At 63.7% G+C, this 17724-nt stretch carries 8 protein-coding genes; 6 read left to right on the top strand and 2 right to left on the bottom strand.

All coding sequences use genetic code 11. The annotated features are described in order from the left end of the window. The first annotated feature begins 20 nt into the window (after positions 1-20). The 6 genes from AC1AYR_RS05820 (at position 21) to AC1AYR_RS05795 (ending at position 11745) form a co-directional block, all read left to right on the top strand. Positions 21-1136 carry a LacI family DNA-binding transcriptional regulator gene (locus AC1AYR_RS05820; RefSeq protein ID WP_476511903.1) on the top strand — a complete coding sequence of 372 codons (1116 nt, stop codon included), beginning with the start codon at positions 21-23 and terminating at the stop codon, positions 1134-1136. A 241-nt stretch (positions 1137-1377) separates the two neighbouring features. After that, on the top strand, positions 1378-3021 hold the full coding sequence (locus tag AC1AYR_RS05815; protein WP_476511902.1) for a xylulokinase: 1644 nt from the start codon (positions 1378-1380) through the stop codon (positions 3019-3021). A 45-nt stretch (positions 3022-3066) separates the two neighbouring features. Next, positions 3067-3759 (top strand): L-ribulose-5-phosphate 4-epimerase, encoded by a 693-nt coding sequence (locus AC1AYR_RS05810; protein ID WP_476511901.1) that lies wholly within the window; start codon positions 3067-3069, stop codon positions 3757-3759. A gap of 172 nt (positions 3760-3931) precedes the next feature. Further along, entirely contained in the window at positions 3932-5449 is a 1518-nt protein-coding gene (araA, locus tag AC1AYR_RS05805) for an L-arabinose isomerase (RefSeq protein ID WP_476511900.1), read from the top strand. Between the two features lie 347 nt (positions 5450-5796). Then, the gene (locus AC1AYR_RS05800; protein ID WP_476511899.1) at positions 5797-6648 is read left to right on the top strand and encodes a CTP synthase; all 852 of its coding nucleotides are present in this window, start codon (positions 5797-5799) and stop codon (positions 6646-6648) included. A gap of 378 nt (positions 6649-7026) precedes the next feature. Beyond that, positions 7027-11745, top strand: a complete 4719-nt coding sequence (locus AC1AYR_RS05795; protein ID WP_476511898.1) for a beta-L-arabinofuranosidase domain-containing protein — start codon at positions 7027-7029, stop codon at positions 11743-11745. Between the two features lie 79 nt (positions 11746-11824). On the opposite strand, the gene AC1AYR_RS05790 is transcribed toward AC1AYR_RS05795, so the two are convergent. Further along, on the bottom strand, positions 11825-15721 hold the full coding sequence (locus tag AC1AYR_RS05790) for a DEAD/DEAH box helicase (protein ID WP_476511897.1): 3897 nt from the start codon (positions 15719-15721) through the stop codon (positions 11825-11827). Between the two features lie 135 nt (positions 15722-15856). Next, positions 15857-17680 carry an AMP-dependent synthetase/ligase gene (locus tag AC1AYR_RS05785; protein WP_476511896.1) on the bottom strand — a complete coding sequence of 608 codons (1824 nt, stop codon included), beginning with the start codon at positions 17678-17680 and terminating at the stop codon, positions 15857-15859. Positions 17681-17724 lie beyond the last annotated feature (44 nt).

Genomic DNA, 17724 nt, shown 5'->3' with positions numbered 1-17724 from the left:
CGCGCGGGAGGAGAGGAAGTATGGTTTCCGGCCGCAGGACCAACAAACGCCCATCGATGTTCGAGGTGGCGAAGCTCGCCGGAGTAAGTCATCAGACCGTCTCCCGCGTCATCAACAATTCCCCCGACGTGTCCGACGCGACCCGCGCCCGCGTGAAGGCCGCGATCCGCGAACTCGGCTACCGCCCGTCCAACTCGGCGCGCGCGCTCGCCTCCAGCCGTTCGCGCACGATCGGACTCATCGCAGGCGGACTCAAGTTCTTCGGGCCGATCTCCGCGATCTCGTCCATCGAATCGATCGCGCGCGGTCATGGCCTGTTCATGAGCGTGATGATGGTGCACGAGGCGCTGTGCACGCAGGCCGAGTTCGACGACCTCATCGACACGTTCAACGAGCAGAACGTCGACGCGTTCATCTTCCTGACCCCCACCGACGTGATGCTCGACGTCGCCTGTCGTGCGCGCGTCAGCCAGCCGCGCGTCATCGTCACCTCGACGCATGGGCGGATGAGCATGCGCGAGGCGCGCTCGCTCATCCCCGCCGACGATCTCGCGCACACGTCGTTCGTCGGCATCGACCAGTGGGGTGCGATGGCCGACGTGATGCGTCTGGTCAAATCCGCGGGGCACCGCCGCGTGCTCTATCTCGCGGGTCCCCGCGAGTGGCGCGACGCGGCGACGCGTCTGACGGCATGGGAGACGCTGTCGGCCGCCGAGTCGATCCATACGCAGGTGATGCGTTGCGACACATGGGAGTCGGGCGAGGCGTACGCGAAGATGAACCGTCTCATCGACACGGCCGGCGTGACCGGCGCGAAACTGCCGACGGCCGTCGTCGCCGCGAACGACGCGCAGGCCGTGGGCGTGGCACGCGCGCTGCAGGAACACGGGCTGCGTATCCCGCAGGACATGAGCCTCGTCGGCTTCGACGACATGACCGGCATGGACAACCTGTTCCCGCCGCTGACGACCGTGCGTCCGGATTTCGAGGGACTTGGCACGGCCGCCATGCGCGAGGTGCTGCGCCTGCTCGGCGAAGGACAGGAACCGTCGCTGCCGAATACGCAGCATGGTGTGGGACTGGTTCCGGCGACGGTGTGCGATCGCACGTCGCTCGGCCCGGTGCCGCGCGTGTGACGGTCGGCGCGGGAGGTCTGTGATGACGGTTTGCGGTGACGGCGTGGTCATCAGTTGATTCGATGACCTGTTATCAAACCGTTATCTTTTCTGGCACGTCGAGGTTGTGATACGGCTGTAAGGCCGTTACAATGAATACGGAAATTGTGAGCGTTAACGACCACCCAAGGAAGGGGTGCGGTCGGCGCCCAAGGAACGACGATCGGACGGTATGACCGGCCGGTCAGAAGGAGTCCACACCATGGCAGCAACGAACGCCTCCGAGCAGGTCGCCACGATCGCGGAGAAGATTCGCGCCGGCAAGACCTCGCTGGGCATCGAATTCGGTTCCACGCGCATCAAGGCGGTCCTGATCGACGACGAATACAAGACCATCGCCTCCGGTGACTACGGCTGGGCCTCCCACCTCGAAGACGGCCTGTGGAGCTACTCCAAGGAGGAGATCTGGAAGGGCCTGCAGACCGCCTACGCCTCCATGGCCAACGATGTGAAGACCGCCTACGGCGAAACCCTCACCCACATCGGCCACATCGGCTTCTCCGCCATGATGCACGGCTACCTTGCCTTCGACGAGAACGGCGAACTGCTCGTGCCGTTCCGCACCTGGCAGAACACCAACACCTCCGAGGCGCACAAGAAGCTCTCCGAGCTGTTCCAGTACAACATCCCCGAACGCTGGTCCATCGCCCACCTCTACCAGGCCGTGCTCAACAAGGAGGAGCACGTCTCCAAGGTCGCGTACTTCACCACGCTCGCCGGCTACGTCCACTGGAAGCTCACCGGCGAGAAGGTGCTCGGCGTCGGCGACGCCTCCGGCATGTTCCCGATCGATCCGACCACCCACGATTACGAGACCGAATTCATCGAGAAGTTCAACGCGCTGCCCGAAGTCGCCGCCCAGCCGTGGAAGCTCGCCGACCTGCTGCCCAAGCCGCTCGTCGCCGGCACCCCGGCCGGCGAACTCACCGCCGAAGGCGCCAAGCTGCTCGACCCGTCCGGCGCGCTCGAGCCGGGCGTCGTGCTCGCCCCGCCGGAAGGCGACGCCGGCACCGGCATGGTCGCCACCAACTCCGTGCGCGTGCGCACCGGCAACGTCTCCGCCGGCACCTCCATCTTCGCGATGGTCGTGCTCGAGCACAAGCTCAAGGCGCTCCACCCCGAAGTCGACCTCGTCACCACCCCGGCCGGCGACCTCGCCGGCATGAGCCACGCCAACAACTTCACCTCCGACCTCAATGCGTGGGTCGGCCTGTTCGGCCAGTTCGCCAAGGCCATCGGCAACCCGGTCGACGCCGGCACCCTGTACGGCACGCTGTTCCGCGCCGCCATCGCCGACGACGTCGACTCCAACTGCGGAGGCCTCCTCAACTACCCGTTCCGCTCCGGCGAGTTCCTCGCCGGCCTGCCGGAAGGCCGCCCGCTGTTCGCCCGCAGCCCCGAAGCCAACATGACCCTCGGCAACTTCATGCGCGCCCAGCTGTTCTCCGCGTTCTCCCCGGTCAAGATCGGCATGGACGTCATGACCAAGCAGGAGCACGTCCAGATCGACTCCCTCGTCGGTCACGGCGGCATCTTCACCACCCCGAAGGTCGCGCAGAAGATCCTCGCCGCCGCGTTCAACACGCCGATCAAGGTCATGTCCACCGCGGCCGAAGGCGGCGCCTGGGGCATGGCCGTGCTCGCCGACTACCTGTGGCACACCGACGAGGCTCACGACAACCTCGCCGACTACCTTGACGGCTGCGTGTTCAAGGACGCCCAGTCCACCACCGAGGAGCCCTACGCCGGCGACGTCATCGGCTTCGAGGACTTCTTCGCCCGCTTCTCGAAGGGCCTGCCCATCGAGCACACCGCCATCGAGAGCATCGACCTCGAAGACAAGTAACGATTTCGACAAACGTCAATCCAACACTGGAAAGGAACACCAACAATGGCAACTTTGGCTGATTATGGTCCTGAGGTCCGTGCCGAGGTCAAGCAGGTGCGTGAGGTCGTCGCGAGCCTGCATGAGCAGCTGATCAAGTGGAACCTGGTCGTGTGGACCGCGGGCAACGTGTCGCAGCGTCTGCACACCGCGGATCTGATGGTCATCAAGCCGTCGGGCCTGCGTTACGAGTACCTGACCCCGAGCTCGATGGTCGTGTGCGATCTGGACGGCAACGTGGTCGACGGTTCCGAGGCGCCGAGCTCGGACACCGCGTCGCACGCGTACATCTACCGTCACATGCCGGACGTGTACGGCGTGGTGCACACGCATTCGACGTATGCGACCGCGTGGGCGGCGACGGGCCAGAACATCCCGTGCGGTCTGACGATGATGGGCGACGAGTTCGGCGGCCCGGTGCCGGTGGGTCCGTTCCGTCTGATCGGCTCCGAGGCGATCGGCGAGGGCGTCGTGGAGACGTTGAAGAAGTATCCGAAGTCGCCGGCGGTGCTCATGCAGAACCATGGTCCGTTCACGATCGGCAAGGACGCTGAGGGCGCGGTGAAGGCCGCGGCGATGACCGAGGAGGTCGCGCACACGATGTGGGCGGCCCGCCAGCTGGGCGATATCATCCCGATTCCGCAGGAGGACATCGACAAGCTCAACGACCGCTACCAGAACGTCTACGGCCAGCACTGATCCGGCGGAGTGTCCGCGGCGTTGCTCCTCGGTCGACGTACCTTCGTACGCCTTCCCTCGGTGCGCCTTGCGGACACACGCGCCGGATACGCGTTCGACTGCGCCACCGCTGGCTACGCCAGCACTGAGACTTAACCCAACAACCAACACAACGAAGTAAAGGAAGTAACTCATGGTTATGGAGAACCCCTTCGAGGGCAAGGAAATCTGGTTCGGCGTCGGTTCGCAGGACCTGTACGGTGAGGAAGCTCTGCGCCAGGTCGCCGAGCACTCCGCCGAAATGGTCGACTACCTCAACAAGACCGGCAAGATTCCGGCCAAGATCGTCCTCAAGCCGACCCTGAAGTCCTCCGACGGCGTCAAGCAGTTCATGGTCGAGGCCTCCGCCAACCCGAACGTCATCGGCGTCATCGCCTGGTGCCACACCTTCTCCCCGGCCAAGATGTGGATCCGCGGCCTCGAAGTGCTCACCAAGCCGCTGCTGCAGCTGGCCACCCAGCACCACAAGGAGATCCCGTGGGAGACCATCGACATGGACTTCATGAACCTGAACCAGGCCGCCCACGGCGACCGTGAGTTCGGCTACATCGTCTCCCGCCTCGGCATCCCGCGCAAGATCGTCGTCGGCCACTACACCGACCCGGAGGTCGCCGAGAAGGTTGGCACCTGGGCCCGCGCCTGCGCCGGCTGGGACGCTTCCAACAACATGAAGGTCATGCGCTGGGGCGACAACATGCGCAACGTCGCCGTCACCGAAGGCGACAAGACCGAGGCCGAGCGCGTCTTCGGCGCCTCCATCAACACCTGGGCCGTCAACGAGCTCGTCGCCGCGTACGACGCCGTCAAGGACGACCAGGTCAAGGAGATCATCGAGGACTACAAGGCCAAGTACGACGTCGATCCGGCCCTGCTGGACGCCAAGTACGACTCCCTGTTCATCGCCGCCAAGGAAGAGGCCGCGATGGTCAACATGATGCGCGCCAACGGCTGCACCGCCGGCGTCGACAACTTCGAGGACCTCGGCGCCCTGCCGCAGCTGCCGGGCGTCGGCCCGCAGCGCTTCCCGTCCGAGTACGGCTGGGGCTTCTCCGCCGAAGGCGACTGGAAGACCGCCGTCCTCGTGCGCATCGGCGCCGTCATGGGCTACGGCCTCGAGGGTGGTGCCTCCCTCATGGAGGACTACTCCTACAACTTCACCGAGGGCAACGAGCTCGACATGGGCTCCCACATGCTCGAGGTCTCCCCGGCCATCGGCACCATCGCCAAGCCGAAGCTGGAGATCCACCCGCTCGGCATCGGCGGCAAGGCCGACCCGGTCCGCCTGGTCTTCTCCGGCAAGCCGAAGAAGGACGCCGTCGTCGTCTCCATGGCCGACGAGCGCGAGCGCTTCCGCCTGCTCATGGACGTCGTCGACGTCGTCGAGCCGCAGGGCTCCCTCAAGGAGCTTCCGTGCGCCCGCGCCGTCTGGAAGCCGCAGCCGGATCTGAAGACCGCCGTCCAGTGCTGGATCACCGCCGGCGGCTCCCACCACACCTGCATGACCACCTCCGTCGGTCGTGAGGCCTGGGAGGACTTCGCCCGCATCGCCGGCGTCGAGCTCGCCGTCATCGACGACAAGACGACCGCCCGCCAGTTCGAGAAGGAACTGCAGCTGTCCGAGATGTACCACCGTCTCGACAACCGTCACTGATTAGAGGTGGGACGTTCGTTCCCGCTGACTGATCGGTAGATCAGGGCCCATCCCACCCGGGATGGGCCCTTGTCGTTCCCCCCTCCTTCTTCCCTCCCTGTACCAAACCCCCGTTATCCCCGATTCACAGCGTCAAATGCCCGGAACAACCCCATCAAAACGGGTGTTTGGTGCTGTAAATCTCGGATAACGGGGGTTTCGTCCCTGAGATTCGCGATGCCGGGCCCTTCTACAATGGGGACATGGTAAGGCATCATGCGGTTGATGCGCTGTTCGCCGAAGCGCGTCGGGAGAAGCGTTGCGTCGTGGCTCCCACGGACACCGAATTCAAGGCGATTCAGCGTCGCATGCGTTCCGGCGCCATCGTGAAGCCTTTCCGCGGACTATATGCGCAGGTCGATTATTGGAATTCCCTCGACCGTTACGAACGAATCCGGCACATCGTCCGGGCATTGGCCAAACGGCATCCCGATTGGGTGTTCGGCGGGCCCACCGCAGCGGTCATGCATCGGTTGGACTGCTCCTATCGTCTGGCGTGGCCGTTGCATGTCGTGGGCGCTCCCGGCACGCACTACCGCAATACCAATCGGTTGGAACGGCACGTCATCTCCGATCCCGAGGTCGTGGAGGTGGAAGGAGTGAAGGTGACGGGCTTGCTGCGTACCCTGTTCGACTGCGCCGCTACCTTGAGTCTGAGATATTCGTTGGCCCCCATCGACTCGTCGGTGCGTTCCGGCTCCGTCGACAAGGATGTCCTGCTCGCCTATCCGTCGTCGGTGAAGTATTCCCGCCATCGCCAAACCGTCATGCGGGCGTTCAATCTGGCGGACGCGCGCAGTGAGAACGGCGGTGAATCGTCGGCGCGGGGCATGCTGCATGACATGGGCTGTCCTCCGGACGATATCCAGGTCGAATTTCCCTGTCTGGACCATCCGAATCGCTGCCATCGCGTCGATTTTCTCTGGAGGACGTCGGGCGATGGACAGGTGGCATTGGAATTCGATGGAACGCGGAAATACGTCGATCCGGACATGACCTCCGGCAGGGCGATTCGCGAGGTCGTCGACGATGAGCGTCGTCGGCAGCATTGCCTGGAGCGGCAGGGGCTATCGGTCATCCGCATGCATGCCAACGAATTGGACGCCCCATGGCGCGTCATCCACGAACTGGAGGAACAGGGCATACGGAGGACGAGGTGATGGTGACGGTTGCCGATGCAATGGCGACGGACGATGACGACCTCTACCTGCTGCCGCAGGAGCGGGCGTGAAACGTGTGCGTCATCCGCACAAAAACGCACGCTTGGGGTGTGCGAATCAACGTGGGCGAACACTTGCGAACATGAGTCGCGCCGTTGTCAATGGCGACACGCGGTGAAAGCCTTTTCCTCAAGTGGTATCGCTCTTATCGTTATAAACTTGAGACCAATCGGTTCGAGAGCGTTCACAGTCAATGTTCACAGTCAATGGAGACAAGCCCTGTAAGCGTTCACGAGGAAGAAGCCGACGGCACGGCGGACAGCAGACCCACAACGGCGTTCGGGCCCGTACCGTGCAGTCACCATGTAAGGAGAGAATGTGCTCGATCACATCCGAAACCATACGCTGAAGAGCCGTGCGTTTCGCGCGGCGATCGGCGTATTGGCGGCCCTCGCCATGCTCGTCACCGCGCTGCCCGCGCAGGCGGCGGTCGACTGGGCCGGCAAGAGGCTCGTCAATCTCGCCCTCTACGCCAAGGCAGGCGCGGACAAGGAGAACACGCCCGTATCCAACGTGAACAACGGCTACCTGGCCGGCGCGGCCGCGACCTCGTGGAACACGTGGTCGCAGGGCGGCGTCGAATACCCGACCAAGGTGTGGCTCAAATGGGACACCCCGCAGCAGCTGTCCGGATCGCGCGTCATCTGGTGGGCCGACAACAACGACATCACGGCCACCGACAACGTCACCTTCCCGAAATCCGCGACCATCGAATACCTTGACGACGCCACCGGCGAATGGAAGCAGCTCACCGGCATGACCGACGAGGACGGCAAGGCCACCGACCAGATGGGCGTCAAGTACGACACCTCCGACGGCAACGGCCTCAACGGTGCCAACAAGTACTGGAACGAGGTGCTGTTCGCCGCCGACGTGACCACCACGCAGATCCGCATGAAGGTCGAACGCAACGGCAGCGGCAAGAACGGCGTGGGCATCAGCGAATGGGAGGTGTACGGCGCGCAGGGCGAGGACTTCCAGCCCGGTATCGCCCAAGGCAAGAACATCGCGCCCGAGGGCGTCGTCTCCGCCGACTACACGAACTCCGGCACCAATACGGCCAACGTCAACGACATGAACCTCGCCGGCAAGAGCGACACCTCGTGGAACACGTGGAAGAGCGAGGGCGACCTCGAATACCCGCAGCCCATCGAACTCACGTGGAGCGAACCGAGGAACATCCGTAGCATGCAGGTCATGTGGTGGGCCGACGGCGGCGGCGTCAAGTATCCGAAGAGCGCCAGGCTCCAGTACTGGAACCACGCCACCGGCAAGTGGGCGGACGTCACCGGCATGCTCGACAAGGACGGCAAGACCGTCGACACGGTCGGAGTCGACCACGCCGACGGCAAGTACAACGGCGACAACCGCACGTGGAACGGCGTCGCCATCGACGCGAAGCACCCGATCAAGACCACGAGGATCCGCATGCTCGTCGACCGTGACGGCAGCGGCCAGACCGGCGTCGGCATCGGCGAATGGCAGGTGTACGGCGAGACCGTCACCGACGAGTTCGTCACCGCGAAGGTGACCGGCAAGGCGAAGATCGTCAACGGCGAGAACGCCACCTACACCGCCTCCCCGCTGCCCACCGGCTACGCGGGCGACTTCGCCTACCAGTGGAGCACGGAAGGCGACGCCCTCTCCATCGTCGGCGACAGGACCGGGGCCACCGTGACCGTCGCCGGCGCGAAGAAGGGCGAGGGGACCGTCAAAGTCGCCATGACCGACAAGACCAGCGGCGAGACTCGCACGGCGACCGCCTCCGTCGCCGTCGAGGAGGTCACCGGCGTCGACACGTACAAGACGTCCACCGTGGCCGGCACCGCGCCGATCCTGCCGAACAGCGTCGTCGTCAACGGCATCCAGTTCGACGATCCGACGCCCTCCACGCACAACACCGGACAGAAAACCGTCTCCTACGACTTCGGCGAGACCTTCGACTCGAAGCTCATGCCCGTCACCTGGGACAAGGTCGATCCGGCCAAGTACGCGGCCGACCAGGTCGGCAAGACGTTCACCGTGACCGGCACCGTGTCCGTCAACGGCGTCGCATTCCCCGCCGAGGCGGAGATCGCCGTGAACAGCAAGGTCGCCGCCTCCACGGCGAACAAGTCCGTCACCTTCGAGAACGTGACCCTCACCGACGACTTCTGGTCACCGAAGCAGAAGGTCAACATGATGAAGTCCCTCGAGGTGTCCATCGGGCACATCGAGGAGGCGTCCGGCGGCGAGCCGAACTTCGAGAACGCCGTCAAGAAGCTCAACGGCGAGGAGTACTCGGCGTTCCAGGGCTTCGTGTTCCAGGACTCCGACATCTACAAGTCCCTCGAGGCGATCAGCTACACGCTCGCCGCGATGAAGGACGAGACCGACCCGACCGTGCTCGAGCACAAGGCGCGCCTCGAGAAGAAGCTCGCCGAATGGGTGGACCTCATCCAGAAGGTGCAGTACGCGGACGGCTACATCAACACGCACTTCACGCTGCGCTCCTCCAGCTACTCCGGCGGCCGCGCCCCCGGCACCCACCGCTGGCGCAACTTCAACAACCACGAGATGTACAACGCCGGCCACTTCATCGAGTCGGCCGTCGCATACACCCGCTACCGCGAGGGCATCGGCGACCCCGACTACAGCCTGTACGTGGCCGCCAAGCGATACGCGGACGAGATCGTGAACCTGTTCGGGCCGAACGGCACCCGCCACGAGGTCCCCGGACACGAGGAGATCGAGCTCGCGCTCGCCAAGTTCTCCGAACTCGTCGAACAGCATGAGGGCGAAGGCGCCGGCGACAAGTACGTCCAGACCGCCAAGACGCTCATCGACCGCCGCGGCGAGGATCCGAAGCTACGCGACAGCCAGTACGACGGCTACTCGTCCGGCCAGCGCGAATACTCGCAGGACGCGCTGCCGTTCACCGAGGAGACCAACGCCGTCGGACACGCCGTGCGCGCCAACTACCTGTACGCGGGCGCGACCGACGTGGCCAGGCTCGTCGGTGGCGAGACCGAGACCTCGTACCTCCATGCGCTCGACGAGGTGTGGGATTCGGTCGTCAACCGCAAGATGTACGTCACCGGATCAATCGGCGTGGCCAGCCACGGCGAGGACTTCGGCACCGACTACGAGCTGCCCAGCAACGACTCCTACGCGGAGATCTGCGCCTCCATCGCCCTGGCGAACTGGAACCTGCGCATGAACCTCGTGCACGAGGACGCCAAGTACGCGGACGTCGTCGAACGTGCCATGTACAACGCGATCCTCGACGGCGTGAACCTCGAAGGCGACCGCTTCTACTACGCGAACAGGCTCGAACTGCCCACCAAGAACGGCGGCACGCTCGGCCGCTCCAGCTGGTTCGCCTGCGCCTGCTGCCCGCCGAACCTCATGCGCACGCTCGCACGCCTCTCCGAATACATGTACACGACGCACGGCGACAACGTGTTCGTCAACATGTACATCGGCAGCGAGGCCACCATCAGCGTGTCCGGCGTGAAGGTCGGCGTCACCCAGAAGACCGCCTATCCGAACGACGGCAACGTCGAGATGACCGTCAACCCCGAACAGTCCAAGGAGTTCACCCTCAAGGTACGCATCCCCAGCTGGCTCAAGGGCCAGAGCGACGAGACGCCGGTCATCAAGGTCAACGGCAAGAAGATCAAGACCGACGCCGTCAAGGGCTACGTGTCCATCGACCGCACGTGGGTCAAGGGCGACGTGGTCTCCCTCGACTTCCCGATGGAGATCAAGCTCACCGAAGGCAACGAGAAGGTCTCCGACCAGCAGGGCAAGGTCGCCGTCGAACGCGGCCCGCTCGTCTTCTCCATGGAGAAGGCCGGCAACAAGCAGCTCAACAGCGGCATCGCCAACTTCGACCCGCGCAAGATCCAGATCCGGCGCGACGAGAAGAACACGCTCAAGGCCGCCGAGGGCACGCTCATCGACGGTATGGACGCCAGCCGCATGATGATCATCACCGGCAAGGCCAAGTACGTGGACGGCGACACGACGCAGGACATCGACATCCAGGCGATTCCGTTCTATGCGACCAACAACCGCTCCGACGGCGAGACCTACGTGCAGAACAGCAACTCCACCGGCATGGTGACCTGGGCGAAGGCCGCCGGTACGGCCAAGGTCGACACGGCCGCCCTCGAATCGGCGCTCGCCGAAGCCAAGGGCTACGCCGCCGCCGACTACGAGACCGACGAGGCGTGGGACGCGCTCCAAAACGCGATCGACGCCGCCGAGACGCTGCTCAAGAAGACCGGCGCCACGCAGGCCGAGGTCACCAAGGCCACCGCCGACCTCAAGAACGCGATGGCCGCGGTCACGGCGAAGAGTGTCCAGCCCGAAGTGACCGTCGAGAAGATCGAGGTCACCAAGGCCCCGGACAGGACGACCTACGCCGTGGGCGACGCCGGTCCGGACCTCAACGGTCTCGAAGTGACCGCCACGCTCTCCGACGGCACCTCCAAGACGCTGACCTACGGCGACGACTACGAGCTGGCCGATCCGTCCGGCTTCGACACCACGACCGCCGGCGAGAAGACCGTCATCGTCGTGCTCAAGTCGGATACGACGAAGACCGCCACGTTCACGGTCACCGTCAACCCGACCGAAGGCAACACGGTCAACAAGGAGGCGCTGGCCGCCGCGATCCAGAGCGCGTCCGCGCTCAAGGAGTCCGACTACACGCCCGCCACGTGGAAGAAGTTCCGCGCCGCGCTCGAGAACGCGATCAGCGTCCACGACGACAAGACCGTCTCGCAGGTCGACGTGAATGACGCGCTCGCCAGGCTCGAGGAGGCGAGGAAGGCGCTCAAGCCCGCCCCGTCCGCGGGTGAGCCGGGTGCGGGCAAGCAGGACGCCGGCACGCTCACCGGCGGCAAGGGCGATGGTTCCGGCAACGGCTCCGGCAAGACCGCCGGTCTGTCGCGTACCGGCACGGCCGTCGCCGGCCTCGCCATGGCGACGCTCACGCTCGCCATGGCCGGCCTCGCCGTCCTGACCGTCCGGCGCCGCCGTCGCGAGTGACGGACGGCTGAGCCGGTTTCCGATAGTGGTCCGAGTATGGTGTGGGATGATTCTCACGAGGGTCGTCCCACACCATCGTCTAGTCGATGATTTCACCGGTCTCCGGATCGACCGTCGGATTGTCTTGTCCCAAGTCTATGCCTTGGGGCAAACCATCGACGAGCTGATGCGAGTATCTTCCCTCGGACCAGTCGTCACGGTTGCCGATGACATACAGTCGGGTTTTCGCTCGGGATACGGCGACGTTCAGCAGGTTCGGCTTGCCGTTGACCCATCGACGTGAGCCCGATCCCGCGTTCCCGGACTGGCTGCCAAGTACGAGAATGACGACATTGGCCTCGCGCCCCTGACTGATGTGCACGGTTCCGGAACGATTCTGCGCCAGATTCGTGGCGGTCTGATCATCGATATATGGCTGTCCGTTATTTCCGTCGAAGTATTCCCGTACCTCTTTCTTGTAGATCGGCTTGATCTCCTCGGCCACCGCCTTGAACGGGGAGATGACGAGAATGTCCTGTGGCATCATTCCACGGACGAACAGTTCGTGCAACAGTTTATGTAGTTGTTTGCCTTCGTCGGGTTGCCATTGTTTGGTCGGTTTGGAGGATGCGCTCGATGAAGAAGCTGATGTGTCGTACCAGCAGGATTTCTCGAGGGAATCAGCCGACGGTTGCGTTCCATCCGTGCCCGGCGTCTTTCGGGAAGAGGAGGCGCCTTGGACCATGCGGTTTTCGTACGCCATGGCGTTGCAGATGGTGAACATGGGCTCAAGACATCGCCGGTGGACGATAAGCGGCATACCGATCCACTGGTCGGCGTCGCCCAGTCGCGTGTACCGGCCCAGAGGGGTCTGCCGGTCGGCGCACTCCTGCACGTTGGAGGATTCAGGGCCGATCGTCACATGGAAGGTGCGGGCCAACAATCGTCTGACTTGCGGCGGTACGGTGTCCACCGGTTCCAGCTGGACCGGATCGCCGACGGCCACGCAGTGACGCACGCGTTGCAACAGGCCGGCGGCATACTGCGGCTGTGCCTGACCGGCTTCGTCGATCAGTGCCAATCCCAGTCGTTGCTGGTTTGCGACTCCTATGCCGCCGGCGAGCGGACCGAACATGCGCGAGACTGATGCGAATGTCGTGGAGATGACCGGTGTCACCAGGAACAGCGTTCGCCAGAGGGCCGCGGACATATCGGCGGGAAGGCTTTCACCCGACAATGAGATGCTGGATTTGAGATTGCGAAGGTTCGTCCAGAATCTCGTATGATTCGCGAGAATCGCCGTCTGATGCAGTGCCAGCGCTTCCAGGAACACCCGGGTGCGGGCCTCGTTCCACTCCCGGTCAAGATAGGGGGTTTCGCGAGAGTCCAGATAATTCCTGATCTCATCATCAAGCTTCTTCTCCAGATCGTGCCGCCGGTTCCTTGACTCGTCCATCTTGAACTGCGATTGCTCGATACTCTGCGTGACGTTTCGCCAGTCATTTTGCTGGTTCTGCCATTCGCGCCTTGCCTCGTCGATATGCTGGGCGTTGTCTCGTAGCTTTCTGTCCCATGCGAGACGTTTCCACACGAGAAGCCAGGATGGTTTGGACGCAAGAAGCTCGTTTCCCGCGAGTACCTGATTGCGGATGAACCCGTTGATGGAGTCCATCCGTCGCTCGATGGTAGACTTCCGGTCTTCTTGGTCGCTAATCGACTTCTGCAGCGACTGGATTTCGGCGTCCACCCACTCTATGCCTATATGTTGGCGTATTCCGGCGATCCACCGCTCGTAGTCCTTCTGGCGTTGGTGGCGTATGTTCTCTTCGCGTCTCAGTGCGTCGTCGAAGGACTGCTTGGCCTGGAACCAGACGTGGTTCCAGTCAATGCGGTTGTCATCGACCTGATTGAGCACGCTTTTGGCGACCAGCTCGTTCCGGATGTATCTCCCCGTGACGAATTCCTTATCGAATCCGTCGAAGAAGCGATTCATGTTCTTGGTGTTGCCCAATTTCGCGCAGAACAACGCCCATGATTCGGCGGCGGAGTCGTTTGTCTCGTCATCGTTGTCCTTCGCCGTCATCGCCGTTGCGGTCTTACCGAACGCGAATCCTCCATACGAGGAGGAGAAGCGTGATGCAAAATGCTTGTTGATCTCATCCTGCCAGTATGAATCGATTCCTTTCATCGAAGGCAATTCGAGGCTGATGTTTTCCACTGCCTTGTTGTTGGCGGAAGCCACGATGATTTCGAATCCAGTGATTTCCTCGTTCGGTCTCCAATACTTGGATTTTGTATCGGCGGACACCATGCCGGCGAACAGATCATCAGCCTTGTCGAGTTTCGCGAGTTTCTTCGCGCGTTCCGTGACGACAGCTGCTATCACGTCGCGCAGCAATGTCGTCTTGCCGGTTCCGGGAGGACCGTTTACTCCCAGCAGCGGCTGGGTGCTTCCCGCCAGAAAAGCCTTGAGTATTTCGTTCACGGCAAGCTGCTGGTGCAGCGAGAGCGTGTACTTCGGATTGGCGGGCCAGCATGCCTGCGGAATATCACGTGGCTGTACACGGTCGAAAATGACCTGGGCGCTGCGTGATCGCCCATTCTCCGACTTCGGATTCAGATCCATGCGGTCGGGATGGTTCTCGGACAGGTACCGTGCGAGCGGCTGTGACGACGACCACGGGTTGTTCTCCGTCTCACTGACCAACCGGTTCAGATCCTGCAGATAGAAGGAGTCCATGAAGTCCGCCGCGGTGTACAGGGGGGATATGCCGTTCTTGAGATTGATGCTGACGATCCGGCACTCCATAAGCGGCGGAGAGTCCGGCTGCCTGTCCTCGTTCGCATCGATGCCGTTGCCGGTGTCGAAACGCAGTCGGGCTCGGAGAAAACCGATGAGATTCGCGATGCCTCGGAACGTGATGAACTCGTTGGGGGTATGGAAACGGACACCCGCGTCGGATTTTTCCCATTCGGAGAGAAGAGCGGCGGCTTGGTCGGGACTTCCTGCCCTGGGCCATGATTCAGGAGGAATCGGCATACCTTGGTAATCGGCGGTGATGAGATCGCTTAATGCGCGGGCGTATTGCGACAGGTGGAGTGAGTCATCGAGCAGCATCCCGTCATCGCGGACGCTGACGGTGAGACATGCGGCCTGGCCGTCCGGCGTCTGCTCATGCAGCGCCACTTCCTCCGGCGAATGACCGTCGCATCGCTGCGGATTCCCCGCTGCGGTGGAGAGTATGCGGACAAGGGTCCTGAACGCGGTCCGCTGGTTGATGGCCACGGTGATCTGATAGCTGTGGTGGGGAAGCCACGTTATGGGGTTCCTGTTCCGGAGCAGTTCCCATCGATCCCTGTACTGTCTGCGGCGTGCCGCCACGTCGCGGGTGTGCAGCACATAGTCGCATTCGCCGGAGTCCGTGATGACATGTGCGGGGCGTACCCCCGACGAAGGCCTGGGACGATGCACGCGATAGACGATCGCGTGTTGCCGGCCGCGATCGTCGCCATGATCGAGGATACGGTCCATATATCCGTCATCGATGATGGAGCCAGGTCCCGTGAGCGTATCCGTCATCAGATGCAACCGTCGTTGGGCCGATGGGCTTACCGCGTAACGGCGTTCGCTTGACGGCTCATCGGTGAGATGCGCGCTGCGCAGCACGGCATGCGAGTCGACCTTCATGATGAGATGAGGCTTCTCGCCGTACAGGTGTCGCGCTCGGCTCTTGCGTTCCTTGGCGTTGCACGGCACTGTGGCTTCGCTCTGGTCCGCGAACGCAACGATATGCACTTCGACCTCGAATGGCTGCCAAGGCTCATGATCGCCGTACTCGTTTCCCGGCTCCGGGATCGGACCGTACATAACGTAGGGAGCGGTGCGCCGAGAATTCTCCAGGAGTTTGAAGTTCTGAGGCGTCAGTAGTTCGATGGCCCTCCAGTATTTCAGTATGTCTGCCGGAGCATTGGAAGATGCGTGCACGTCGTTGTTCATGGACACCAGTATGGCATCGTCTCCGATGATCCGCCGTTGATGACCCGTTTTATCGGCGTCGGTTCCGTGCCATGGACTGGCGGGAACCGACGCGTATGGCACGGAACCGACCGACACGAATGGTCGGGCTCCGCGTCAGCGCTTGCCGTTGTAGATCTCGTGGTCGATCACGTCGGCGAACACGCGGTTCACGGCCGGGCGCACGACCTTGAGCGACGGCGTCAGGCACTTGTTCTCCTGCGTGAGGCGTTCGTCGAGCACGACGAACTTGCGCACCGATTCGGCTCGGGAGACCGTCGCGTTCGCCTTGTCCACGTACTCCTGGATCTCGTCGCGCACCGCCGCGTTCGTGGCGAGGCGGTCGACCGGCGTGTCCAGCGACAGCCCGTGCGCGGGCAGCCACACGGCCAGCGCCTCCGGGTCGAGCGTGACGAGCGCGCCGATGAACGGCCGTTGGTCGCCGACCACGACCGCGTGCTCGACGATCGGGCACTTGGCGATCTCCTCCTCCAGCGGGATGGGGGAGACGTTCTTGCCGCCGGCCGTGATGATGATGTCCTTGATGCGGCCGGTGATCGTGATGCGGCCCTCGTCGTCGATCGTCGCGAGGTCGCCGGTGCGCAGCCAGCCGTCCGCGGTGAACGCCTCGGCGGTCTTCTCCGGCAGATTGTGGTAGCCGCGGAACACGTTCGGGCCCTTCACCTGCAGCTCCCCGTCCTCGGCGATACGCACCGAGGAGCCGGGCGCGGGCTGGCCGACCGTGCCGATCACGTTGTCGTGCACGCGCGTCGCCGCGAACGGGGCGGCCGTCTCGGTCATGCCGTAGCCCTGGATCATCGGCAGGCCAATGCCGTTGTAGAAGTGCGCCAGGTCGAGCGACAGGGGGGCGCCGCCGCACGCCACGTACTTGATCTTCGGCCCCAGGGCGCCGCGCACGGTGCGGTAGACGAGCGTCTCGTACTTCGCATGCTCGGCGATCTCCTTCAGCGTGTGCTTCTCGCCGGCCTGCTCCTCACGGCTCCACACGCGCGCCGCCTCGGCCGCGCGAAGGAACAGGCGTCCCTTCCAGCCGGCGCCCGCCTTGTGCGAGGCCGCGTTGTACACCTTCTCGAACACGCGCGGCACGCCCAGCAGGTACGTGGGTTCGAACGAGCGCAGGTCCGGCAGCAGGGACTTCGTGTCCGGCAGGTAGCCGACCACGCCGTCGTCGGAGGCGATCGACGCGTACTGGATGAAGCGCGCGAAGCAGTGGGCGAGCGGCAGGAACAGCAGCAGGCGCGGATGGTCGTCGGTGATCATCTCGTGCAGCGCCTCCGAGGCGGCGATGGTGACGGACACGAAGTTGCGGTGCGTGAGCTCCACGCCCTTCGGCGTGCCGGTGGATCCGGACGTGTACACGATGGTCGCGAGGTCGTCGATGCGCACGGAGGCGATGCGCTCGTCCAGCTCCTCGTCCGACACGGTCACGCCGAGGCCTTCCAGCGCGCCCAGCGCGTTGCCTTCGATCATGAGGATCTGCTTCAATGCCGGGCAGTGGTCCTTCACCGAGTCGAGCCGGTCGAAGCGCGTGCGGTCGTCGGCGACGGCGAGCTTCACGTCCGCGTCGTTCATGATGCGTTCGGCCTGCGAGGCGGAGTCGGTGTCGTAGATCGGCACGCTGACCGCGCCGATCGCGGCGAGCGCGAAGTCGAGCACGCCCCATTCGAGGCGTGTGGAGGAGAAGATCGTCACCGCGTCGCCCTTGCCGATGCCGAGCGCGATGAGGCCGCGCGCGGCGGACAGGACCATGCGGTGGAATTCGCCGGTGGTCACGTTGGCCCAGTGGCCCGGTCCGAGCTTTTTCTCGGCGATGACCGTGTCCGCGCCGGTGCGGTCGAGACGGTCGGAGAGCAGCGAGTAGATGGTCTGGTCGTCGCGCAGTTCGACGGACGATCCGGGGGTGGTGTAGTGGTCAAGCATGGTGCGCGTTCCTTACGTTCCTCATGGCCGTGCGCCCGCGATTC

The organism is Bifidobacterium sp. LH_417 (assembly GCF_056357035.1).
Note: the sequence above shows the minus strand (reverse complement) of the source record. Positions and strands in the feature narration are given on the sequence as shown.

What these genes read in the sequence shown, in the direction of transcription:
- AC1AYR_RS05820 (WP_476511903.1), top strand. Translation starts at nt 21, where the DNA reads ATGGTTTCCGGCCGCAGGACCAACAAACGCCCATCGATGTTCGAGGTG.
- AC1AYR_RS05815 (WP_476511902.1), top strand. Translation starts at nt 1,378, where the DNA reads ATGGCAGCAACGAACGCCTCCGAGCAGGTCGCCACGATCGCGGAGAAG.
- AC1AYR_RS05810 (WP_476511901.1), top strand. Translation starts at nt 3,067, where the DNA reads ATGGCAACTTTGGCTGATTATGGTCCTGAGGTCCGTGCCGAGGTCAAG.
- araA (WP_476511900.1), top strand. Translation starts at nt 3,932, where the DNA reads ATGGTTATGGAGAACCCCTTCGAGGGCAAGGAAATCTGGTTCGGCGTC.
- AC1AYR_RS05790 (WP_476511897.1), bottom strand. Translation starts at nt 15,721, where the DNA reads ATGAACAACGACGTGCACGCATCTTCCAATGCTCCGGCAGACATACTG.
- AC1AYR_RS05785 (WP_476511896.1), bottom strand. Translation starts at nt 17,680, where the DNA reads ATGCTTGACCACTACACCACCCCCGGATCGTCCGTCGAACTGCGCGAC.
- AC1AYR_RS05800 (WP_476511899.1), top strand. Translation starts at nt 5,797, where the DNA reads ATGCGTTCCGGCGCCATCGTGAAGCCTTTCCGCGGACTATATGCGCAG.